The following is a 21,176-nucleotide window of genomic DNA, read 5'->3' as shown; positions in this document are numbered from 1 at the left end:
AAGCGTTCACATCATGCGGAGCGAAGCCCTACATGATGAGCGGCCAAGCGCCGGCCAATCCTCATGAATGGCTTCTCGATAAACTGGAAGGCGGCAACGCCTACTGCAATGGTTATAAGCCCAATCAGCCACCATGGCACACCGCAAATAACCGACACATAGACGACTGGCGCGTGGAAGGCATAGATGCTGTAGCCAGCAGATCCAACCACCCCAAGGAGAGTGCCCGAAGTGCTGCGAGCTTTGTCGATGAACGAGATCAGGCAGCCGAAGCATAGGGCGAACATGACCTGGCGAATGCCGGCGAACAGCTGGGTGTGAGCCCCGAGATCTTTCTGAAAGACAGTGATAATCAGCCAGGCAGCTGCCGGCAGAATCACGATGCGGCCCATGACGCGGGCGAAATTAGGGTCGGTGAACTTAAGTCCTATCCACCAGAAAGGGACGAATGCGATCAAGCTGGCGTTGAAGGACCAGTAGCGCCATTCAGGTATGAACGTGTTGATGCCAACGCTTGCAATCCAGCAGGCGGCCACAACCGCCCACCAAGCCCGATCGGAAAGCCGACCGATAATCAGCAGTGCGAGAGGATAGACCGCGTAGAGCCACATCTCGACGGCCACGGTTTGCAGCGGCCCATTGCCTTGGATCGAGGGGAAGTAGTCGCCAGGGTTTACGGCCTCGGTGGTCAGCAGCTTCCTTAGCATGCTCTCAATGGTCAACTCATGCGTGCCCGAAACCATTGGTGCGGCTTCCGGGTTGATCCGAGAAGCGATATAGAACATCCCGAATCCGAATAAAGATGCCAGGAAGAAAACCGGGTAGATGCGGAAGAACCGGCGGATCGCATAGGCGGCGACACCGTCGCGGTGCGATCTCAAGCCGTTGCGGTGTATGCAGTATCCACTCAGGACGATGAAGCCGAGAACCGCCGGATGCGTTTCGCTATTCCCCTGGAATACACCTTCCAGCCATTGGGTGACCAAGAGAATGCTCTGGGGTATTGCGGACGGCCCCTGTACGGCAAAAGCCCACGGCGCCAAGTGCGTGACCACCACCCAGACGGCAAGCAGTAATCGAAGGGTATCAATATTCTGTGAACGGCTGCTGTTTGCAGAAATGCTCAGTACGGAGGTATCCATGTTGTTAGGGTCTTGTCTTGGGTCTGCAAAACTACCATAGATTCCCTCGTTTTATTGGAGAGGCTCCTGTTTTGGATTTCGATAGCCAGATGATGGAAGGAAAGGACAGGCAGCTGCGCTTGAGCGCAGCCGTATAGCTGGGCTGGCCTGCGAGTCGATCTATAATGATCTCTCTATAGATGAGAGGGGTCCAGTGAGCAATCGTTACTGTAACGCCCAGGCCGGTGAGTTTATGCCGGGCATCGTCATGCCGCAGGAGATCCACGGCTTGCCGCGCAAGCGCCTGACAGAGATCGACCTGTGCGACAGCGCGGTGAACTGCCTGGTCGCCCAAGCACTGGCCGAGGGCTTGATGGAGTCGCTGGAAACCTTGAAGGCCATCCCGGCCCAGGCAATCGAGCGGCTATATCTGATGATGAGGACGCAGCTCAGGCGCGTTTGGGCGAATTCGGAGGCTAGGCACATACAAGAAGGAAAGCAGGGGACAATCCTGGGCACTGGATGTCCCAAATAGTCATGAACTACCAGCACCAGCAACTAAGGCATAAGCAAGTGATTCCGTGGCCTGCAGGCTGAAAACCCCGAAAAACCTGAGTCTCTTACCGGATTGCAAATCCGTCTACGCCGGTTCGATTCCGACCTCGGCATCCACCATTCGAAAGCCCCGCAGATTAGCGTCTGGGGGATTTTTCTTTTGCCTTCAAAAAAGGGTGGAGTTCCGAAACTTTTGGGCAGGAGTTCCGAAACATCATCACTTTGTGGGTCATGCGTATATCTTGTTCGAATGGATTCAAGTTTAAGGCCGCTGCCATGGTGCTGGACGAAGTTCCATCGGTTTCTGAGATTTGTGCCATCTTTGACATTGGTCCTCTGCTCCGCGTCGCTGGATAGACCAGTTGCGCCAGGAACGCCAAGGCGTAACTCCGGCGAGAGCCAAGGCCATCACGGCTTAGGAGCAGAAAATTCAGCAGCTCAGAGCCCTGTCCATGAGCTACCCCGCCAGCCTTGCCCGTTATCTTGGAACCCGAGCCGGTGGACCTGCTGTCTCAAGTTCAGGCTGAAAGCTTTCTGCGCCGTCGGGACGTTGATACGGCCATTGTTCCGCAACAGGATGCGGTTGATCTGGACGACGCAACCGACGCCGAGGGCGTGTTGCTAAAACAGTGGAAGCGGTATCGCGTTGCGCTCGACCGCCTGCCCAAACAGCCAGGCTACCCCGGCACGATCGACTGGCCAGCCGCACTTTTCGCATGTGGCTACTCAGCGGCTGTCCATGACGTCCTGATAGATCTGATCCAGACGCTTTTGGTTACGGTCGTAGCAGCCTGGCTGGTTAGGAGGGTCGCCGTCACACGCGATGCTGTGTGCCTGGTTTCGACCGCCATATGGGCTGTTGAAGTAATGCGAGCACCCTGATGCTAGACATGCCGCGATCACGATCAAGCAAATTCCTTTTCTCATCACACCCTTCCTCATTGGTTACCGGTTTGACGTCCAATCCGCCCGGAAGACACATCGGGTCTGCTTGCGCCCCTTCATCTCGACATCTGGAGATGCAACCTATGCAGATCACCGACCAGTCGAACTTCCGTGGCGCTGAAAACTTTGCTTTAAGCCTTTCTCACGCGGCGGCAGCGTTCACCCCATCAGTGAAGTTATCATCAGCGTTTCAACTCAAGAGCCGAGCCCTTACACCTCATAGAAGTGATTGATGGCGTCGGCTGTCACCAGTTTGAGCTTGGGCAGATTGATACTTTCGAATATCTCCGCGTATTTCCTTCGATTTGGCGGAGTTGAGTTGGCGATGTGGCGAATCATCTGCCATTTGAGGCTATCGAAGCCGCCTTCCAAGGCGCCAAGTCGATCATGCTCAAACCATGTGCGACGAAAGTACCGTGTCAGGCTAGTAACAGTTGAGACGTCCAGCAGAATAATGCCCGTCGCCCGTGCTAAGCGTTACGTGATGCATCGTGTGTAGTTTCCCTCCATCACCCAGCAATCTTCTCAATTGCTGGGTGATGGAGGCTTAGAAACTCCGCGTCTTGGCGAGGTTTCCAGTCAGTGTAGGGTTGGTGAAACAAAACGTCGAGATGTACGACGGGCAAGCGTTGCCTGACCCCGATGGCGTTAGCCAATATGGATTTTCCGCTGTTGGAGGGTCCCATTACGCAAATGCGCTGGCCCAGTTTGTGGAGGCTGGTCATTAACAATTCACCGAGTGCAGGTTTGACGCTCAGACCCGATCAAAGTCAGTCTGAATTCGAATGTTTAGGTTGTCAAATGTACGTCGATCGAGCCGGTGCACATCATGGATTACCTGTCAAAGATACAAGCTGAAACTACCTGTTTTTCTGATCATACAGCCTTCGGATATAAGGTTCAGCACGGTATAGTTTTGCCTTTTGCGCTGACCGTCGACTGGCTGGGGCTTGTGTAAAGTGCGTTTTACGGAAGCTCCGAACACATTTGCTTGGAGCCTGGCCATCCGTTGCGCTGATGAGCGCTACTTCCACCTTGGCGGAATCCACCAGTACCTTTCCCACTTCTGCGATTGCTTTCGCTCTGTCAATGTCCATAGGATCATCTTTGTCTTGCAATGCCTCTAGGGTTGCGAACAGGTGATTATGTAGGTCAGTCATCTTTTTTTTCACCAGAGGCCTCGCTGATTGCACGCTTCAGCTTGCTCAACTGGCGGATAGTGGTTTTGAGTTCTAGTGGATATCTGTGGATGATTTTGCGGCGCATGTTCTCCGCGCGGCTGACCAATTCAAGATTGCCGATCTCGATGTGCTGGGGATTACAGTCCTCGAAAACCACTAGAGGGCCCAGCGGGATTTGGCCGTAGGCTTGTTCCCAAAGCAAAGCATGCACCGACGTCCAGGGCGATACGATCCCCGCGAAGCCGGGCATCACCGGAACATGCGATCAGCCATCCACTCAAACGCGGTGAGTAAGCCGAAGTTCGCTGAATAAAGCCCTCAAAATACTGGTTGAATATACAGTATTGATGTGGCATGATTCCCCCATCAGCGACAGGTCTGGGGTCGGTGAAACCTCGTCACCCCTGACCTTAGCGTGAAGACCTCGAGTCTCGAGCCATCGCCCATGAGCGCCATACGCCCAATACAGAGGCCTGAACTTAAATCAGCTCAGTAACGGAGTTTAAAATGGAAAAGGCAAACTCGGCGTCTCCAACCATGCAAGATCTTTGGACTCAAGTAGAACCGGTGGCTAACACCGGCATGCTTAGGCGCGTGGTTTTTGCGGATGGTAAGTTTTATGCGGCGGGTGGCAACGGTCTTCCCACAACCACTCAGGTTATCAGCGGAAACGCGACTGGTACGGTATGGACCAAGCTCAAGGGCGCCGTCACGTCTGATAGCGGAAAAGTTATCAACGAGCTGTACTGGAACGGTATTGGGACTACGCTTCAAGCCCTTTCTCAATCCGGCAATGTGAGCTACGGCAGCACAGCGCGCCCTTTAAGGGATTGGACAGACCTTACGGCAACTGTACGCGCGTCCGGAGACTTGTATGGCATTGTGTATTATCCGCCCATTTTGGGAACCAACGCGACCTGGATATTGGTTGGGTCTAACGGTAAAGTCTTTTCCCGTTATGGCGATTGGTCAGGCCAAGTGGAGCGCACTACGACGTTCACTTCTAGCGAGACTGTGTACTGCGTCAATGTCATTGGCGATTTTGTGTTGATTGCGGGATCGAGTGGAAAGCTGCTTAGCGCTACTAAGATGCCGACGAGTAATGTGCAATCATTCTCGAGCAGAATCAGCACCTTCGGCACTAGTACCATCCTTTCCATGAAGCTTTGCAACGGGAAGATGTTTATCGTTGGTGCCGATGGCAAGATGGCATATTCAGCCGATGGGCTTAACTGGACTGCTGTTGCAGATACCAGTTTCGGTGGAACCATCATCCGCGACATTGCTTACGGTAACGGCAAGTATGTAGCTGTCGGCGACGGCGGCAAGACAGCCGTTTCCGAGGATGGGATCGGCTGGGTTCAGCAAGCCAACACTTTCGCAGGAACCGATATCCGGAGCGTCGCCTACGGCAACGGTAATTTTGTAGCTGTTGGTGCAAGCGGCAAGATTGCTTACTGGACTCCGTGATCTTCAATCTCCTTGCGTAACAGAGCCCAGCCGTCGCGCTGGGCTTTTTCACTTCTGATTCAGGCTCGCCACAGCCAGGCTGGACCTTCGGGAGATGCGCTGGACGTGCGGCGAGACTGGTTCAGTTGGGTGCCAGCGCTGCAAGCCCATTGACGGACAGGCGGGGAGTTTCAGCATTTGCTGACACCACGCGGTCAGTCTGTATGACTTCAACTTGAACCTCCGCATGATTAGCGTGCGTTTTCCATCGGCCCCTGAATCTAAGATTATTTTTTCTGTGTACAGGCTCTTGATGAGGCTTGTGTAAGGGTATGAAGGACTCCGCGTAACGCTGCCCTCTATCGCATTGCTTTGGCGCAATGGGGTGCTGTCTATCAAGGCTGGGCAGCATTGGCGCCCTTCAAATCTTCTTGCGTGCAAGCCACTGATTGACCGGCTTGCAGTCGTATACCGAAGCCTCGAAGACGCCCCCATACCATTCCACCCTATCGTCATGGTCAGGATGAGCAGGATTGGCCATGGCGTCGAGGAAGTCCTGAAAGCCAGGCGTTCCACCGACATCTTCCGGTGGGCAAGCATTCTCTCCCTCGATGCAATAATGCTCCTGAGGTGCCGAGATCATCGGCAAGCGCTTTTCAACCGTGATTCGGTGTTCCCAGCTATCACCGAAATCGTAAAGATACCCAAACCTCTTTTTGCCCTGTAGGGCATTGACCAGTGTCTTGCGCGTTTCTGAGTTCACCGGCGCCCCCCAATCATCGGAGCTGGGAGTGCCATATTTCTCACCGGCAATATCGAATTCGTGCAGATGGCTGTCAGTCCAGCCCATCACGGCTTGGATCACCCGGTGCAGTTTGCCCAACGTGATGGTTTCGGGAACCAGAAAGCGACGCCAGACCGTAGGCTCGATGTCGTTCAGTTCGATGTGCAGTAGCAGAAGTTCAGCCGGAGCTTTCGGTCGCCTTGCGGTGGCATCCATTGATCTAGCAGCCTTGTCATCATGAGTGTGGGTGAGAAGAGTCCGCTCCTGATCGCCATGATCAACCGTTGAGCTTCGCATCTCGCCGCTTATCTGGTGGTGCATGCCTATCCCTCCGGCAGCCCGACACCGCAAATGAACGTATCACTTCCAAGCCGATGCGAACCATATTCCACCACGTAGCCAGTGCCTCGCCGCTGCGCCTCTGCTTGGGCGGTTGACCGATCGGCGTACACGTCAACGAAATGCCAGGGATGTCGGTCCTTCAGCACCCCCACCCCAGCACACATCCCTTTCTGGCAGGATCGGCAGGTAGGTTTCTTGCCAGGCTGCGAATACTCATGGTGCAGTCCTCTGAGTTCAATAGCATCAGTAAAAGTGGCTTTTGCCGATTGATCAAGCGCACGGGGCATACCAGGGGCTGCGACGAGCCAACACAGTTCTCAGCGGAAATCCCTCATTGCACGATTCATCGGCGTTGCGCATGCTCGGGCTCGTTGGTCAATCAATCGATGGAGGTGGAACATGTCCGATCACGCGCAAGTCAGTAAGGCCCCAGACCTGATCCTGCGGAGAAAAACGCCTTTTTCCCGTCCGACTACTCCCTGCAGCAATTCACCTCGCCCACGTCGGACCTTAACGGCGCCAACTATCCAGCACCCTATACCGGGACAAAGAGAATTCTCATGATTGGCGCCGACGAGCGCTATTTGCTGACCGATAACGGTAGTTTCTTCTCCACGGGCAATCATCCGGTAGAAACCCTGTTACCGATGTATCACCTTGATGCCGCCGGTTTCGCGTTCGATATCGCGACCGTTTCCGGCAATCCGGTCAAGTTCGAGTTCTGGGCCATGCCAGGCGAAGATCAGGCAGTGGCAGGCTTTTTCGACAAGTACCACAGTCAATTCCAGCAACCCCAGCGTCTGGCTGACGTGCTGGCGGCGGGCCTGGACACGTATGCGGCCATCTTCATTCCTGGGGGCACGGTGCGCTGATCGGCATTCCCGAAAGCGCCGAGGTGGGTGAGGTGCTGAAGTGGGCCGCCGCACATGAGCGCTTCGTCATCTCGCTGTGTCATGGGCCGGCAGGGTTCCTCGCCGTGGGTGAGAGCGACCTGTACCGCGGCTACAAGATCTGTGCGTTTCCCGATGCACTTGATGCGAAAACGCCGGAAATCGGCTATATGCCCGGCCATTTGACATGGAAGTTTGGCGAACGACTCAAGTCGCTAGGCTTCGAGATCGTCAATGACGATATCAGCGGAGCCGTCCATCGCGACCGCACCCTGATTACCGGCGACAGTCCGCTCGCGGGAAACAATCTGGGCAAACTGGCGGCTGAAGTCCTGCTCAAGGAAGTGACGGCGTAGTGTCCGGCGCTAGCGCCCTGGAGGCGGTGTTGCGCTGCGCGGCGACCGTCGAGGTCGCCGAGTCGCTCGATCAGGTCCGTGACGCCGTTCGACGCTTCTGTGCGGGCCTGGGCTATGACCGCTTCATGCTGTTTTCGACGTCGGCAGGGCAGAGCGAGCCGGTGGAGCGTATCTATTGGCTGGAAGGGGACTGGTTCGGGACGGGTGAGGCGGTTGACGCCAAGACCTACATGCAGCGCTGCCCGGTCACGCGCCATGTTGTGACTGCACGCGAGCCATTTTTCTGGACCAAGACACGGCACGCGGCCGACGGTGAACTGTATCGAATCGTGACCACGCCCCGCGGCCCCGGCATCCATGGGCTGCAAGTGCCCTTGTTCGGGCCCTTGGGGCTGGAAGGCGCGATGAGCTTGGGGGGCGCGAGCATCGACGCCAGCGTTCAAGCGCGCTGGGCCGTGAAGGTCGTGGCCGAGGCCGCGTTTCTGGCCGCGCGTCGATTGCTGGCACCACCCCCGGAGGTCGCGCCGGGTCAGTTATCCACGCGTGAGCGCGAGGTGTTGGCCTGGATTGCTGCAGGGCGGCGACAGGGCGTTATCGCGGCGACCTTGGCGCTGTCTGAGCGCACGGTGGAAAACCACCTTAGGCGTATTCGCAAACGGCTCGAAGTCAAGACCACGGCCGAGGCGATACGCGTCGCCATACGTAATGGCGAAATCGGTGCCTGACACAGCGCGGTCTCAGTCGCAGCTACTGGAGCCAGAGTCACCGCCGCTGTCGCTGGAACTGCCGCCGTCGCCGGACGAATGCGTGCTGTGGTCCGACCCGTAGCAGTGGTTGTTGGAGCGATCGGAGGTCGAACAGTCCGATGATTGCAGGCTGTGCAGCGTGCCGAGTGTACCCAGGGTGATCATCGGATCGACTCCCTGGCCCTGTCGAACACCCTCCAGGCCTGCGTTGCGGGTTGAGCTGTTCCGTCTGCGTTTGAATAACCGAGTCAAGAAGTTGAACATGTCCATCCTTGTACGCCTGCCAAGGCGGCGTTGTTTGATGTGGCGGCAGTTGGCGTTGAGTCTTTACAGGCTTGCACTTCGATGCGATTTGCCCGCGCCAGCCGGAGGATACAATCGCCTAAAGTAAGCGAGTCGCATGAGTTGACGCGCAATCAGCGAAGTAGTTCTCGAATGACGGCCATTCACAGGGCCATGCGCGGTCCGATCCTGTTTGGGGTATGGCCGGGAGGCTGACTTCGAACTGCCGCCGCTGACGTTGAACACGCTCGAGTTGGACGCGCTGATACTAGGCGTGGAAATGCTCATGGCGGCTGCGAAGTGCTTTCCCGGCCTGATCGATTACCACGCCTATGCCCCGCTGGGCGGTGACCGCGTGTTCGTGGATCTAGCGATGTGGGAAGGTCTTGAATATGCCCAAGACGTGGCCAAAGCGTTCCGTGAAGGTGATGCACGATTCGCTGAGTACGCGCACGCCATCGAAGACCTGACATTCATGAGCCATTTCGCCGTGTCCTGACCACGTTTGCGCGGCCGGTGTCTGCGCTGTTGCCGGCCGCTCCCCGGTCGTTATCGAGAACGTGCGCTGGGTCTGGAAAAAATCCGAACGTAGCGGCTTCCCCGGTATCCAAGCCAACATGGCCAAGATTACCGATGGCGCTGAAGTTTCCTGCACAGTGATAGTGCGTGTGGGAAGTTGCCGAAGCCGCATCTAGTGTGAGGAAAGCGCAGTGCCCAACAGCGATCTCAGAGTTGACAATCGATTCACTGCCGAGGTCCTTGGTCATCCCAAGGATATCTTCTTCGCGGCGGTTGAAAGCACCCGCATGCCGATGATCGTCACCGATCCCAATCAACCCGATAACCCGATCATCTTTGCCAACCACGCCTTTCAGGAAATGACGGGTTATGGGCTGGAGGAACTGCTGGGCAGCAACTGCCGGTTTCTCCAAGGCAAGGACACCGATCCGGAGGTGGTTGCCGCCATTCGCCAGGCAGTCGAGCAGCGTTACGATTTTTCCACCGAAGTGCTCAACTACCGTAAGGATGGCAGTTCGTTCTGGAATGCACTGTTCATTTCTCCGATCTACAACGACGCCGGTAAACTGACCTACTTCTTCGCCTCGCAACTGGATGTCAGCAGACGCCGGGATGTCGAGGAGGCGCTGCGGCAGTCGCAGAAGATGGAGGCGCTGGGGCAACTGACCGGTGGCATCGCCCACGACTTCAACAACTTGCTTCAAGTGATTGGCGGCTACGTTTCGCTGTCCAAGGCGGCGGCCGAGAAGGACCAACCCGATTTTGCCAAGATCGTGAGAAACCTCACTTATGCCAGCAACGCCGTGGACAAGGCCAATACCTTGACTCGGCAGTTGCTGGCGTTCTCTCGAAAGCAGTCGCTTCAGGGACGGGTCATCAATATCAATCAGATCGTCACCGACGCGAAGGTGCTGATCAACCAGACATTGGGGGATGGGGTCAACGTCACGTTGGACCTGGATCCGAATCTGCACAATTGCCGTATCGACCCCGCCCAGGCACAGATCGCCTTGCTCAATGTGGTCATCAATGCCAGGGATGCGATGGCGGGGGATGACGATCCCGCTTTGAACATCGAGACCCGCAATGTGATCGTCACCCCGGACGCGCGCACCTCTTACGAGGGCTTGCTGGCGGGGAGTTATGTCTGCATGGCCGTGACCGACAACGGCGATGGAATGTCGGAACTGGTACGCGATCGCGCCATGGACCCGTTCTTCACCACCAAGGATGAAGGCAAGGGCACTGGCCTCGGCCTGTCCATGGTCTACGGGTTCGCCAAGCAGTCAGGCGGGGCGGTGAAGATCTACTCCGAAGAACACGTGGGTACCACACTGCGTTTCTACTTCCCCGCCGACGCCAGCGAGCTCCAGCCCATCGAGCAGCGCTCGGCCAGCTACGCCAAAGCAGGGCACGAGCGCATCCTCATCGTCGAGGACCGTCTGGACGTCGCCGAGCTGGCCCAGGTGATCCTGCAGGAGCATGGCTACAAGACCCTGGTGGCCAAGGATGCCCAGCAAGCGCTGGAACTCTTCGAGGGCGATGACGCATTCGACCTGCTGTTTACCGACCTGATCATGCCAGGCGGCATCAATGGCGTGACCCTGGCGCGCAGGGTGCAGTCGCAGCGACCCGCCATCAAAGTGCTGTTGACCACCGGTTACGCCAAGAGCTCCATCGAGCGCACCGATATCGGAGGCGCGGAGTTCGAGGTCATTTCCAAGCCTTACCTGCCACAGGAACTGGCGCGCAAGGTGCGTCAGGTGCTGGATTCTCCAGGCGGGGTGTGAGGATGAGCTTGAACTGCATCTGCGCGAGGATGCCCAACCTTTGACAGCCACGGAGCACTGCACATGACCGATCAGCAGCAAGACCCCAAGCAGGACCAGGTACCCGCTCACTCCACTGAGGCGGAGAGGGCGCGACTGAAGGACAAGCATAAGGACGCCATCCCGCCAGGGGCGGAATGAAGCCGCGTAGTTGAACGTGGCAAGCCTCAGGCTCGCCTGCACCCACCTCGAATCGAGGCCCTGTTCAGGGCCTCAGTCAATTTCAGCGTCTGGATCACAGTGCCGTCGGCGTTCGATCCCTGGCCATCGATCAGTTACCATCACGTCGCAGGCACTCAAAAAGTGCTTTGATTTCAATTTGATGGCGCTCAGACCGCCGTCGCCGGCGACAGGATCCATGTTTTGACCCACCCCGTGCAAAATCCGGTGCTGCAGTACCTGGCGCGTCTGGCGCCGTCCAGCCAGATGACCCTGCGTTACATCCTTCAGGATGCCGCCGACCGCCTGGGCTTTGCCGATCACGATATCGCCACGGTGCCTTGGCACGGGCTCGAGGCGGGCCACATCATTGCGCTGGTGGCGGCGCTTCGTACCGATGGCTATGCCCCTAATACGTCATCGCTGTACGTCAACGCTGTGCGCGGGGTGATGAACGAGGCCTGGCGCCAGGGACTGATCGACCACGAACACCTGCTGCGCATTCGCGAGGTCAAGCCCGCCAGTGGCACGCGCCTGCCGCCAGGACGCAACCTGAAGCGCAGCTTGATTCGCGAACTGATGGACGTCTGTTCTGCCGACCCGCGACCGCAGGGCGTGCGCGATGCGGCCATCATCGCCTTGCTGTACGGCACCGGCATGCGCAAGTCCGAGTCGGTCGATATCGACCTGGCCGATGTCGACTTCCAGGAGCGCAGCCTGCGGGTCGTGGGCAAGGGCAATCGGCAGTTGATCAAATATGCCCCGCCGTGGGCGTTCGAGAAGCTTGGCGCCTGGCTGGCGTTGCGTCGTGAGCACCTGCCGACCGGCGTGACGGACGACAGCTTTCTGTTCAATCGCATCCGTCGTGGCAATCACATTACTCGGGCACGTATCACCAAGCATGCCATCTACTACATCGCTCGGCAGCGCGGCGCGCAGGTGGGCGTGAAGATCATGCCACACGATTTTCGGCGTGCATTCATTACGCGGGTGATCGAGGAGCATGACCTGTCCATTGCCCAGAAGCTGGCGCACCACGTCAACATTCAGACCACCGCAGGCTACGACCGCCGCGACGACAACGAGCGGCGGCGGGCGGTTGAGCGATTCGATTACTGAGTTCGCGGCAGAGAAGTGTCAGCGGGCGAGTGTGGAGGGCAGGAGGTTTTCTTCCAGGCTGAAGCGGTAGCTCACATCGATGTCGTCCGTGGGACGCTGGCAGTGCGTGCGCCTGAGCACGAACTCGAATGCTGGCTCATAGAAGCCCTCTCTCAACACTGCACCGGCCAGCACCTCCACGTGATACCAGCCGTTGTCCAGTTCGATGATCGGACGGCCAGGCACTTGATAGCGGGCCAATAGATCGCCCAGGGTCTTGTGGGTGAAATGCTGCAGGATGCGCCAGGTGAACAGCATCAAGGCGCGATGTTCAACCTGCAGTACATAACCCGCGCGGCGGTGTGCGACGCGATTGCCGGGTTCCAGCAGGGCGGGGATGGGTTCGTCCAGGCTGAAGATGATGCGGTAGGGCAGGTTGTCGACCCCCGCCATGGGCACGACCACGCCTTCGAGCACCGCACGATCGCCACTGTCGCCGGAGGTGAACGCGCGCGCCAGATCGTCCGGCAGGTCGTTCTCCTCCTTGAAACGCGCCAGACGCTGAATGTCGGCGAGCAGGAAATAGTCGATCAGATCGTTGAGCACTTCGCTGAATTCGTGGCGCATCGGTTCGGCTCCTTGGGCGCGGCGTCAATGACGCTGGCTGAGCTGGATCAGGTTGCCGCAGGTGTCGTCGAACAGCGCCACGGTCGTTGGCCCGGTCACAGTGGGCGGCTGGGCGAACTGCACGCCACTGGCGCACAAGCGCGTGTACTCGGCCTGGATATCCCGCACCGCGAAGGAGGTGGCGGGAATGCCCTCGGCCTTGAGCGCAGCCTTGTAGGCCTGGGCGGCGGGGTGGGAATCCGGCTCAAGCAGCAGTTCCACTCCGTTCGGATCGTTCGGCGACGTCAAGGTGAGCCGGCGGTGCCGGCCCATGGGGATGTCGTCCTTGGGCTGGAAACCCAGTATGTAGTGGTAGAAGGCCAGGGCCTTGGCCTGGTCGTCGACAAGGATGCGGGTGACCACGATCTTCATAGGCGGCTTCGCTGCTGAGGGGCATAGCCCTAAGTAAAGACGCTGCGCTGCATTTGACCAGCCTTCACTGCGGCGAGCCGAACACGCCGGTCCAGTAGATGCCGGCATCGCTCTTCGGATCCACCGCATAGGCCGCGCCCAGGTCACGGTAGTCGGGGTTCATCAGGGTAGCGCAGTGGCCAGGGCTGGCCAGCCAGCCATCGACCACCTTGCGCGGCGTGTCGCGCCCTGCGGCGATGTTCTCGCCAATCTGCTGGTACAGATAACCCGCAAGTTCTGCGCGATCCCCAGGGGTACGCCCGTCGTAGTCGATATGGTCGAAGAAGTTCTGGTTGGCCATGGCGCGGGTGTGATTGGCCGCGACATCGGCCAGGGTGGCATTCCAGTTCAAGGGCTGCGCTGCGGCGAAGGGCTGGCCGCCGCACTGGCGCGGCAGCTTGCGCGCGGCATTGACTTCCTGCAGCAATTTTTGACCCTCGGCCTGCCAGTCACCGAGGCGACCGCTGAGCAGCGGGCGCGCCAGCACGATGCGCCAGTCGCGGCCTTCCTGGCTGACGCCGATATCGACGAACTGCGGATCGAGCACCACCTGGCAGAAACTCTCCTCGATGGCGCCCATGGCCGCTTTTGCGTCCCGTGGGCCAGACAGGCTGATGGCCTGGACGTTGACCATGGGGTAGGCGGCGCGCGTCATGGCCTGCTGCAGGTCGCGGGTGCCTTCCGGCGACAGGGCCAGGCGGGTGTCACTGTTGAGCGGCGGCAGCTCGAGCGACGCCTCGCCACCGCAACGTTGGGTCTGGCTGCGGTAGAGGTTGATCGCTTCGATCAGTTGCGCTTCATCGCCGCTCGACGCCTGGACGTTGATCGGGTTCAGCAAACCCAACGACAGGGCGCCAAGGCAGGCGAGGGATGACAGGACGCGCATCAAGAATCTCCCTATGACTGGCAGTGGCCTGGTGGGGGCGCTGCCCATCCTACACAAGCCACCGGTTTTTGGCCTGGCTTGTGTGTTGCGGTGAGCCATCGGTAACCCGATGGCGGCAAAAGAGGCAGTAGACAGGCCGCGCGCGAAAAAGTGCGATTTGTTGGAAATAATTCGCAATATCGATTATAAGTGCGACTCACTTGCGATAATGCTGGCCAGGAAGGCTCTCCAGTCACCTATTCAGGAGCCTTTCATGGCCTACATTTGCCCGATGCGTCCGACCTTGATCGCGCTTTGCTGTTCCGTCGGTCTGAGCGCCCAAGCGGCGGACGGCCCCCTCGTACTTGACGCCACTGCCGTCAATGCCGACGCCTTCAAACCGGCGTCCAGCCCTTTGCCTGAAACGTTCGCCGGTGGGCAAGTGGCCCGGGGCGGGCAGATGGGCGTGCTGGGTAATCAGGACATGATGGACGTGCCGTTCACCCTGACCAGCTATACCGCGCAACTGATCGAGGATCAGCAGGCCGAAGACATCGGCGATGTGCTGCTCAACGACCCCTCGGTGCGCCAGTCCTTTGGTTTCGGCAATCAGTCGCAGGTCTTCGTGATCCGCGGGCTGCCGCTCAGCGGCGACGATGTGGCCTTCAATGGCTTGTATGGCGTACTGCCCAGGCAAATGATTTCAACCGATGCGGTAGAGCGAGTGGAACTGTTCAAAGGGCCCAACGCTTTTCTCAACGGCGCCAGCCCCACCGGCACGGGGCTGGGTGGCAACGTCAACCTGCAGCCCAAGCGCGCTGACGACATCCCGACCCGCCGCTACACCCAGGACATCACCACTGACGGGCGTATTGGCGAGCATCTGGACATTGGCCAGCGCTTTGGCGAAGACAACCGTTTCGGTGCACGCTTGAACCTGTCCCAGCGCGAGGGCGACACGGCGGTCGACGATCAGAATCAGCGCAGCAAGCTGTTCGTTGCAGGCCTGGACTACCGCGGCAATCAACTGCGTGTCTCGAGCGACTTCGGCTACCAGAAGCAGCGCGTCAACCACTTGCGTAACTCCGTGCGCCTGGGCGCGGGTGTCACGGATATCCCGCATGCGCCCAGTGCTGACCACAACTATGGCCAGGACTGGTCCTGGACCGAGACCGAAGATACCTTCGGCATGCTGCGTGGCGACTACGATTTCAACGAGCATTGGAGCGGTTACCTGGCTGGCGGCATCAAGCACACCCGCGAAACCGGCTTCTACGGCACGCCCGTCCTGACTAACGCCGCCACCGGCGCTGCGACCATCGCCGGTTCGCAAATTCCGCACAATGAAGACAACGCGAGTTTCATGACCGGGCTCAACGGTCGCTTCCAGACCGGCCCGGTCAGCCACCAACTGAACCTGGGCGCGGCGAGCATCTGGACCGAACAGGAAAATGCCTACGTTTTCTATAAGTCTCAGCCGACCAATATCTACGACACCTTGCCGGTTCCGCGTCCTGCCAGCGTGAGCGCGAGCGCGGGCCTCCTGAGTGACCCGGGAGTCACGGGCAAGACGCGCAACCGCAGTGTGGCCCTGTCCGATACGCTTGGTCTGTTCGACGACACCTTGCTGCTCACCGCTGGCCTTCGTCGTCAGCAACTGCGGGTAGAGGGCTACGCCTATCGCGGCACGGGCGTCGACGGGGGGCGCACCGCGTTCTATGACGAGGCGGTCACCACACCGGTATATGGCATCGTCTACAAGCTCACGCCAGCACTGTCGCTGTACGCCAACAGTATCCAGGGCTTGGCCCAAGGCGCCACGGCCAGTGGCGAAGTGGTCAACGTCGGCCAGGTATTCCCGCCGGCCAAGACCAAGCAGGTCGAGGCCGGCATCAAACTCGACCAGCAGCGCTATGGCGCCAACCTGGCGGTCTATCGTATCGAGCGGCCCACTGACGGCTACCGCGAAGGCAACGTCTTCGTGCAGGACGGCCAGCAGATCAACAAAGGCGTCGAACTCAGCGTGTTCGGTGAGCCACTTCAGGGTCTGCGTCTCATGGCGGGCGGCACACGCATGGACACCGAGCTCAAGAACACCCAGAACGGCAGCAACGATGGCAATCATGCCGTGGGTGTGCCGACGTTCCAGCTCAATGCCAGCGTCGATTGGGACGTTCCCGGTCTTCCCGGCGTAGCGCTCAATGCGCGCATGCTGCGCACGGGTGGGCAGTACGCCAACCCGGCCAATACCCTCAGCCTGCCGACCTGGAATCGCTTCGACCTAGGCGCACGTTACCGCTTCAAGGTTCAGGACAAAGACATCACCCTGCGCATGAACGTGGAGAACGTGGCCGACAAGTCATACTGGGCGTCGGCCAACGGCGGCTACCTGACCCAGGGCGATCCACGCCTGGTCAAGTTCTCCGGCACGGTCGACTTCTGACGTTGACGTGTCAGCGAGCCGGGCTCAGCGTGCCAGCGCTGTGCTGGGGCGGTAAAAGAAGAAATGACGGGTCTGGGCGGTGCGCCGATACGTCTTCGCCCAGCTCGGTCGCACGTGGCGGTCGTGGAAAAACAGCGCGCCGGCGGTGCTGTCTGGCAGTTGCTGGTTGAGCGCCTTGCGCGCGATTTCCTTGGCGATGTCATAGCGCGGCGGCTCCTCGACTTGATCCGGACGCCCGTCGCACCACCAGGAAAACTGGCAACTGCGGTTTTCCACACCCTGCTTGACGACGCCGCAGATCGAGTCGGGAAAGCCCGGTTTGCCCAGGCGGTTGAGCACCACATTGGCGACGCCGCGCATGTCCTTTTCGTCGGCGCCCTTGGCTTCCCAGTAAAGGGTGCGTGCCAGACAGGTGATGCTGTCGTCCAGCGGCGCCTGACCGGCCGGGTCGACGGCCTTGACCTCGGCAGCGGTGATCTTTTCCGGGGGCTTGGGCGGTGGCGCGTCGTCGACCACCTTCTGCTCGAGCGCCTGGGCCTTGTCTTCGGCGATGGCGGCTGTGTTGCTGTCGGCGGCGTGCACCTGTGTGAAGGGCAGGGCAATGAGCAGGCTGAACGCAATCCACCGGTGGCGCATGATCGGATGTCCGTGTGACTGGGATCCGAGCATTCTAACCACGCGGCTTCAACCCAGGGTAAGGCTCAGCATCAACGGCAACGTCACGGCCGCCGCCACGGTCTGCAAGGCGATGATGGTTGCCATCAGCGGCGCGTTGCCGCCCATCTGCCGGGCCATTACGTAGGAGGACGATGCCGTCGGCAGCGCCTGGAACAGCACCGCCACCACGGCCGCCTGACCGCCGAGCCCGAGCAGGCGACACAGGCCGAAAGTGGTCAGCGGCATGACCAGGAACTTGAAGACCGAGGCGGCCGCCAGCGGCTTGACCTGCTGGCCCATGCGCGCGCCGCCCAATGCCGCGCCCACGCACAGCAGCCCAAGGGGCAGTGCCGCCTGGCCCAAGGCCTTGATCGTTGGTTCCAATCCGGCGGGCAAGCCGATGCCGGTGACGCGCAGCAACAGACCCCCGGCGCAGCCGATGATCAGCGGGTTGGCGAAGATTGCCTTGAACACCGTGAACGGCGAGCTGTGCCGGGCGCTGAAGCGGGCGAACACCAGCACGCAGAGCAAGTTGACCAGCGGCACGATCGAGGCATTGGCCACGGCCGCCAGGGCGATGCCGGCGCTGCCATAGATACCCGCCGCCAGCGTCGCGCCGATGTAATTGTTGAAGCGAACTCCGCCTTGGAATACCGAGGTGAAGTCGGCGCCATCGTGCTGCGCCAGTCCTTGGTAGAGCACCAGCAGCACGCCGCCGACAAGGGTCGAGAGCATCAGCACGGCGACCATGCCCAGCACGGGTACGCCATCCAGATTGGCGGTGGCCAGGCCATGCAGGAACAGCGAAGGCAGCAGCACGTAGTAGCTCAATCGCTCGGCGCCTGGCCAGAAGCTGTCGGCGAGAAAGCCGCGTACGCGCAGCACGGTGCCTAGGGCGATGAGCAGGATGATGGGCACGAGCGTGGTGAGTAGCAGGGGCAGCATGAGCACGGATCCGAGGTCGGGTACCGGCACAGAGTACCCAGCCGCGCAGGCGGAGGAAACGCGTGTTTGCGCTCAGTAGACCCACACCTCCACCCGGCGATTGCGCAGGCGTCCGTGTTCCTGCTCGTTTCCGGCCACAGGCAGCTCATCGCCCATGCCTAGCACATCCTTCACCTGCATCCCGTCGCGCGCCAGTTCGCGGCGCACCGCCATGGCCCGCAGGCGTGAGAGCAGGGCGGCGCGACCAGGGGTTTCCTTGGGGTCGCTGAAGCCGACCAGTACCGCCTGGTCCTGCAGCTTGCCGACTTGACGCAGGTAATCGCCCAGGCGTTGTACATCGCGCAGCGCTTTGTTATCCAGGCTGGCGCTGCCCTCCTGAAAGCGGAAATTGACACTCAGGCGCTGCGCTTCGTTCGCCAGGGCGCGATACGGCGCGGGCATCCGTGGCTGCGCGGCGATGGTCAGTGGCGTGATGCCTTGGGAGACGAAACCCTGGGCGGCGACGATCGCCTGACCGGTTGGGCTCTGGCTGAACTCGGCAAGGGCCTTGGCGGGTGCGCTGGGGTTTGTGGGCAAATAGAAGAACAGCCTTCGCGACAGTGGATAGTCTTCGCTGGCCACGTTGGCCGAGGTGGGCAGCAGGGCCGGCGCGTCGCCCTCGGCGATTGCCAGCGCTTTGCCTTCGTGCACGGTGGTCAGGCTGCTGAAACCGATGGCCGCCGGATCGGCCTTCACCTGTGCCGCCAAGGTTTCGCCGGACTCGAAGCGGGCGGCCTGGGGTGACAGCTCCTGGCCCTGCGGGCGCAGTACCAGGGTGCGAAAGGTGTCGAAGGTGCCGGAGCGATCGTCGCGCGCGTACAGGTGGATTGGGCCAGCGTGCCCGCCCAATTGCTCCCAGCGCTGGATCTGCCCGGAGAAGACCTTGGCCAGTTCGGCGATGGTCAATGCCTGCAAAGGGTTATCGGGATGCACGACCACGGCCACGCCATCGAGGCCGATCACCTGCTCGCTGGAGGCGCTGCGCAGGTCGCCCAGGTGCGCCAGCTCGCGGGCCTCCTCGTCGCTGATCGGTCGCGAGGCGGCCGCTAGATCGGCCTCGCCCTGGGCCAGGGCGCTGAAACCGGTGCGGGTGCCGTGGGCAGCGATACTGATCCGCAGGGGCGCGCCGTGGGCATTAATGGCGCTGACCTCGACCTCGTTGGCCTGCCCGCCAGACTGGCTGCGGATAGCCTGTGCGCCTTGGTCTTGCAGGAATCCGCGCACCAGCGCCGGTGCCAGCGCTGCGCCAAGGGTGTTCGAACCTTGAATACTCAGCCAGGCCGGCTCTGCGCGGACCAGCAGGGGTAGCAGGCAGAGCAACAGGGCGAGTGAGCGACGCATGCCGGAGTCCTTGGGCATAGGAATGTCCGGCAGATTACGACAGGCGTGTGACTGAAAAGTGACGGCGCCCGTGCGCGCTAGTGCGCCGGCGGCTCGACCAGTTCGGCCGGTGCCTGCCTGGCCTTGCCCCGTGCAATCCAGTAATACAGCAGACTCGGCACCACCAGGCCGATCAGCCAGGACACGTCGACCCCGCCCAGGTGCGCGACCATGGGACCTGTGTAGAGCTTGGTGTCGATGAAAGGCATCTGGATCAGCACGCCGAGGCTGTACACGCCGATGCCTGGCCAGTTCCAGCGGCCGTAGCGCCCGTTCGGATCGGCCAGCGCCGGAATGTCGTAGCGTTCGCGGGTGATGAAGTAGTAGTCCACCAGATTCACCGCGCTCCATGGCACGAAGAAGGTCAGCAGGAACAGGATGAACGACTTGAACGCGGTGAGAAACGCATGTTGGCCCAGCAACGCCACCAGCGTCGCCGCGCCGACGATGCCGAGCACGAACAGCAGGCGCTGGCCCCGGCTGATCTGCACGCTGCCGCGAAAGCCGCTGATGATGGTGGCGATACACATGAAGCTGCCATAGCTGTTGAGGGTGGAAATGGTCACTTTGCCGAAGGCGATGGCGAAATACAGCAACGCCGCCGTACCGCCGGCACCGCCGAGGCCGACGATGTACGCCACCTCGTGCCCGGAGAACTGGCTGCCGGCGATGGCGGCGGCGAATACCCCCAGCACCATCGACGCCTGTGCGCCGATCACCGAGCCCAGGCCGGCGGCGAAGAAGGTCTTCAGCGCCGAGGTACTGCGTGGCAGGTAACGGGAGTAGTCGGCGACATACGGACCGAAGGCGATCTGCCAGGAGGCGGCCAGCGACACCGCCAGCAGAAACGAGGCCCACCTGAAGTGGCGGTTGTCCAGCAACTGGCCGATGTCGGCGAGCATCAGGATGCGACTGAACAGATAAACGAACGCGATGATGCCCAGCACGCTGGCCACGCGGCCGATCCAGTGAATCACTCGATAGCCGGCGAGGGTGGCCAGAACGATGACGCCGGCGAAGATCAGGATGCCGAGGCTGTCGCTGACGCCGAGCAACTGGCCGATGGCCTGGCCCGATAGCACGGTGCCCGTGGCGGTGAAACCCAGGTACATCAGGCACACCAGCAGCATGGGAATGGCCGCGCCATAGACCCCGAACTGCACGCGGCTGGAGATCATCTGCGGCAGTCCCAAGCGCGGGCCTTGGGCGGCGTGCAGGGCCATCACCGTGCCGCCGATGAGCTGGCCCAGCAGCAGGCCGATCAGCGACCAGAACACATCGCCACCCAGCACCACGGCCAGTGCGCCGGTGACGATGGCCGTGATCTGCAGGTTGGCGCCCAGCCACAGGGTGAACTGGCTGTAGACGCGTCCGTGGCGTTCGGCGGGAGGGATGTGGTCGATCGAGCGGCGCTCGATTACAGGCGTGCTGGACATGCTGGACTCCGCGTGGTTGTTGTTATGGGCGGGTGAGGCAATGCATGTCATATGAGCATGTATATACAAGATGGTCAA

At 60.2% G+C, this 21,176-nt stretch carries 18 protein-coding genes and 2 pseudogenes; 9 read left to right on the top strand and 11 right to left on the bottom strand.

Annotated elements, in window-relative coordinates:
- Positions 1-11: 11 nt before the first annotated feature.
- Positions 12-1,142: an acyltransferase gene (locus tag GKC70_RS13865; RefSeq protein WP_342648982.1), complete on the bottom strand. Its 1,131-nt coding sequence runs from the start codon at positions 1,140-1,142 to the stop codon at positions 12-14.
- 193 nt (positions 1,143-1,335) lie between these two features.
- Here GKC70_RS13865 and GKC70_RS13860 point away from each other — a divergent pair, with 193 nt between their 5' ends.
- A complete protein-coding gene (locus tag GKC70_RS13860; protein ID WP_342648981.1) occupies positions 1,336-1,656 on the top strand; it encodes a hypothetical protein in 321 nt (106 codons plus the stop codon).
- Between the two features lie 518 nt (positions 1,657-2,174).
- Positions 2,175-2,558: a tail fiber assembly protein gene (locus GKC70_RS13855; RefSeq protein ID WP_342648980.1), complete on the top strand. Its 384-nt coding sequence runs from the start codon at positions 2,175-2,177 to the stop codon at positions 2,556-2,558.
- Between the two features lie 1,215 nt (positions 2,559-3,773).
- On the opposite strand, the gene GKC70_RS13850 is transcribed toward GKC70_RS13855, so the two are convergent.
- Complete coding sequence (locus GKC70_RS13850) at positions 3,774-4,052, bottom strand: HNH endonuclease signature motif containing protein (RefSeq protein WP_342648979.1); 279 nt, start codon at positions 4,050-4,052, stop codon at positions 3,774-3,776.
- Positions 4,053-4,309: 257 nt separating this feature from the next.
- Between GKC70_RS13850 and GKC70_RS13845 the strand changes: the two genes are divergently transcribed.
- Positions 4,310-5,272, top strand: a complete 963-nt coding sequence (locus GKC70_RS13845; RefSeq protein WP_342648978.1) for a hypothetical protein — start codon at positions 4,310-4,312, stop codon at positions 5,270-5,272.
- Between the two features lie 400 nt (positions 5,273-5,672).
- Here the strand turns inward: GKC70_RS13845 and GKC70_RS13840 are convergent, their stop codons facing one another.
- Complete coding sequence (locus GKC70_RS13840; protein WP_342651527.1) at positions 5,673-6,251, bottom strand: plasmid pRiA4b ORF-3 family protein; 579 nt, start codon at positions 6,249-6,251, stop codon at positions 5,673-5,675.
- Between the two features lie 107 nt (positions 6,252-6,358).
- Positions 6,359-6,594 (bottom strand): annotated as a pseudogene (locus GKC70_RS13835) (hypothetical protein).
- Positions 6,595-6,805: 211 nt separating this feature from the next.
- Here GKC70_RS13835 and hchA point away from each other — a divergent pair.
- From hchA to GKC70_RS13810, 5 genes and pseudogenes are all read left to right on the top strand, one after another.
- Positions 6,806-7,623: pseudogene (gene hchA, locus GKC70_RS13830) on the top strand (glyoxalase III HchA); the annotation flags it as partial.
- Positions 7,623-8,348 carry a PA1136 family autoinducer-binding transcriptional regulator gene (locus GKC70_RS13825; RefSeq protein WP_342648977.1) on the top strand — a complete coding sequence of 242 codons (726 nt, stop codon included), beginning with the start codon at positions 7,623-7,625 and terminating at the stop codon, positions 8,346-8,348. The pseudogene hchA and the gene GKC70_RS13825, both read left to right, overlap by 1 nt.
- 496 nt (positions 8,349-8,844) lie before the next feature.
- Positions 8,845-9,150 carry a hypothetical protein gene (locus tag GKC70_RS13820; RefSeq protein WP_342648976.1) on the top strand — a complete coding sequence of 102 codons (306 nt, stop codon included), beginning with the start codon at positions 8,845-8,847 and terminating at the stop codon, positions 9,148-9,150.
- 211 nt (positions 9,151-9,361) lie between these two features.
- Complete coding sequence (locus tag GKC70_RS13815) at positions 9,362-10,960, top strand: histidine kinase famiy protein (RefSeq protein WP_342648975.1); 1,599 nt, start codon at positions 9,362-9,364, stop codon at positions 10,958-10,960.
- A 402-nt stretch (positions 10,961-11,362) separates the two neighbouring features.
- The gene (locus tag GKC70_RS13810; RefSeq protein WP_342648974.1) at positions 11,363-12,277 is read left to right on the top strand and encodes a tyrosine-type recombinase/integrase; all 915 of its coding nucleotides are present in this window, start codon (positions 11,363-11,365) and stop codon (positions 12,275-12,277) included.
- Positions 12,278-12,295: 18 nt separating this feature from the next.
- On the opposite strand, the gene GKC70_RS13805 is transcribed toward GKC70_RS13810, so the two are convergent.
- The 3 genes from GKC70_RS13805 to GKC70_RS13795 form a co-directional block, all read right to left on the bottom strand.
- The gene (locus tag GKC70_RS13805) at positions 12,296-12,883 is read right to left on the bottom strand and encodes a hypothetical protein (protein WP_342648973.1); all 588 of its coding nucleotides are present in this window, start codon (positions 12,881-12,883) and stop codon (positions 12,296-12,298) included.
- A gap of 24 nt (positions 12,884-12,907) precedes the next feature.
- Positions 12,908-13,294: a VOC family protein gene (locus tag GKC70_RS13800; protein WP_342648972.1), complete on the bottom strand. Its 387-nt coding sequence runs from the start codon at positions 13,292-13,294 to the stop codon at positions 12,908-12,910.
- Between the two features lie 64 nt (positions 13,295-13,358).
- On the bottom strand, positions 13,359-14,219 hold the full coding sequence (locus tag GKC70_RS13795) for a CAP domain-containing protein (protein WP_342648971.1): 861 nt from the start codon (positions 14,217-14,219) through the stop codon (positions 13,359-13,361).
- A 253-nt stretch (positions 14,220-14,472) separates the two neighbouring features.
- Between GKC70_RS13795 and GKC70_RS13790 the strand changes: the two genes are divergently transcribed.
- Positions 14,473-16,641 (top strand): TonB-dependent siderophore receptor, encoded by a 2,169-nt coding sequence (locus GKC70_RS13790; RefSeq protein WP_342648970.1) that lies wholly within the window; start codon positions 14,473-14,475, stop codon positions 16,639-16,641.
- 24 nt (positions 16,642-16,665) lie between these two features.
- Here the strand turns inward: GKC70_RS13790 and GKC70_RS13785 are convergent, their stop codons facing one another.
- From GKC70_RS13785 to GKC70_RS13770, 4 genes are all read right to left on the bottom strand, one after another.
- Positions 16,666-17,277: a cell wall hydrolase gene (locus GKC70_RS13785; RefSeq protein ID WP_342648969.1), complete on the bottom strand. Its 612-nt coding sequence runs from the start codon at positions 17,275-17,277 to the stop codon at positions 16,666-16,668.
- A 48-nt stretch (positions 17,278-17,325) separates the two neighbouring features.
- Complete coding sequence (locus GKC70_RS13780; protein WP_039577124.1) at positions 17,326-18,243, bottom strand: AEC family transporter; 918 nt, start codon at positions 18,241-18,243, stop codon at positions 17,326-17,328.
- Positions 18,244-18,315: 72 nt separating this feature from the next.
- Positions 18,316-19,623, bottom strand: coding sequence for a substrate-binding domain-containing protein (locus GKC70_RS13775; protein ID WP_342648968.1), 1,308 nt, complete (start codon positions 19,621-19,623; stop codon positions 18,316-18,318).
- Between the two features lie 77 nt (positions 19,624-19,700).
- The gene (locus tag GKC70_RS13770; protein WP_342648967.1) at positions 19,701-21,098 is read right to left on the bottom strand and encodes a cytosine permease; all 1,398 of its coding nucleotides are present in this window, start codon (positions 21,096-21,098) and stop codon (positions 19,701-19,703) included.
- Positions 21,099-21,176: the final 78 nt, after the last annotated feature.

The organism is Pseudomonas sp. REB1044 (assembly GCF_038813925.1).
Taxonomy (GTDB): Bacteria; Pseudomonadota; Gammaproteobacteria; order Pseudomonadales; family Pseudomonadaceae; genus Aquipseudomonas; species Aquipseudomonas boreofloridensis.
The sequence above is the reverse complement of the archived record's forward strand: the minus strand, read 5'-3'. Positions and strand labels throughout refer to the sequence as shown.

Excerpts from the sequence above, each read along its gene's own strand:
- GKC70_RS13845 (WP_342648978.1), top strand. The coding sequence starts at position 4,310 with ATGGAAAAGGCAAACTCGGCGTCTCCAACCATGCAAGATCTTTGGACT.
- GKC70_RS13775 (WP_342648968.1), bottom strand. The coding sequence starts at position 19,623 with ATGCGTCGCTCACTCGCCCTGTTGCTCTGCCTGCTACCCCTGCTGGTC.
- GKC70_RS13790 (WP_342648970.1), top strand. The coding sequence starts at position 14,473 with ATGGCCTACATTTGCCCGATGCGTCCGACCTTGATCGCGCTTTGCTGT.
- GKC70_RS13795 (WP_342648971.1), bottom strand. The coding sequence starts at position 14,219 with ATGCGCGTCCTGTCATCCCTCGCCTGCCTTGGCGCCCTGTCGTTGGGT.
- GKC70_RS13840 (WP_342651527.1), bottom strand. The coding sequence starts at position 6,251 with ATGGATGCCACCGCAAGGCGACCGAAAGCTCCGGCTGAACTTCTGCTA.
- GKC70_RS13785 (WP_342648969.1), bottom strand. The coding sequence starts at position 17,277 with ATGCGCCACCGGTGGATTGCGTTCAGCCTGCTCATTGCCCTGCCCTTC.
- GKC70_RS13850 (WP_342648979.1), bottom strand. The coding sequence starts at position 4,052 with ATGCCCGGCTTCGCGGGGATCGTATCGCCCTGGACGTCGGTGCATGCT.
- GKC70_RS13780 (WP_039577124.1), bottom strand. The coding sequence starts at position 18,243 with ATGCTGCCCCTGCTACTCACCACGCTCGTGCCCATCATCCTGCTCATC.
- GKC70_RS13865 (WP_342648982.1), bottom strand. The coding sequence starts at position 1,142 with ATGGATACCTCCGTACTGAGCATTTCTGCAAACAGCAGCCGTTCACAG.
- GKC70_RS13800 (WP_342648972.1), bottom strand. The coding sequence starts at position 13,294 with ATGAAGATCGTGGTCACCCGCATCCTTGTCGACGACCAGGCCAAGGCC.
- GKC70_RS13770 (WP_342648967.1), bottom strand. The coding sequence starts at position 21,098 with ATGTCCAGCACGCCTGTAATCGAGCGCCGCTCGATCGACCACATCCCT.
- GKC70_RS13805 (WP_342648973.1), bottom strand. The coding sequence starts at position 12,883 with ATGCGCCACGAATTCAGCGAAGTGCTCAACGATCTGATCGACTATTTC.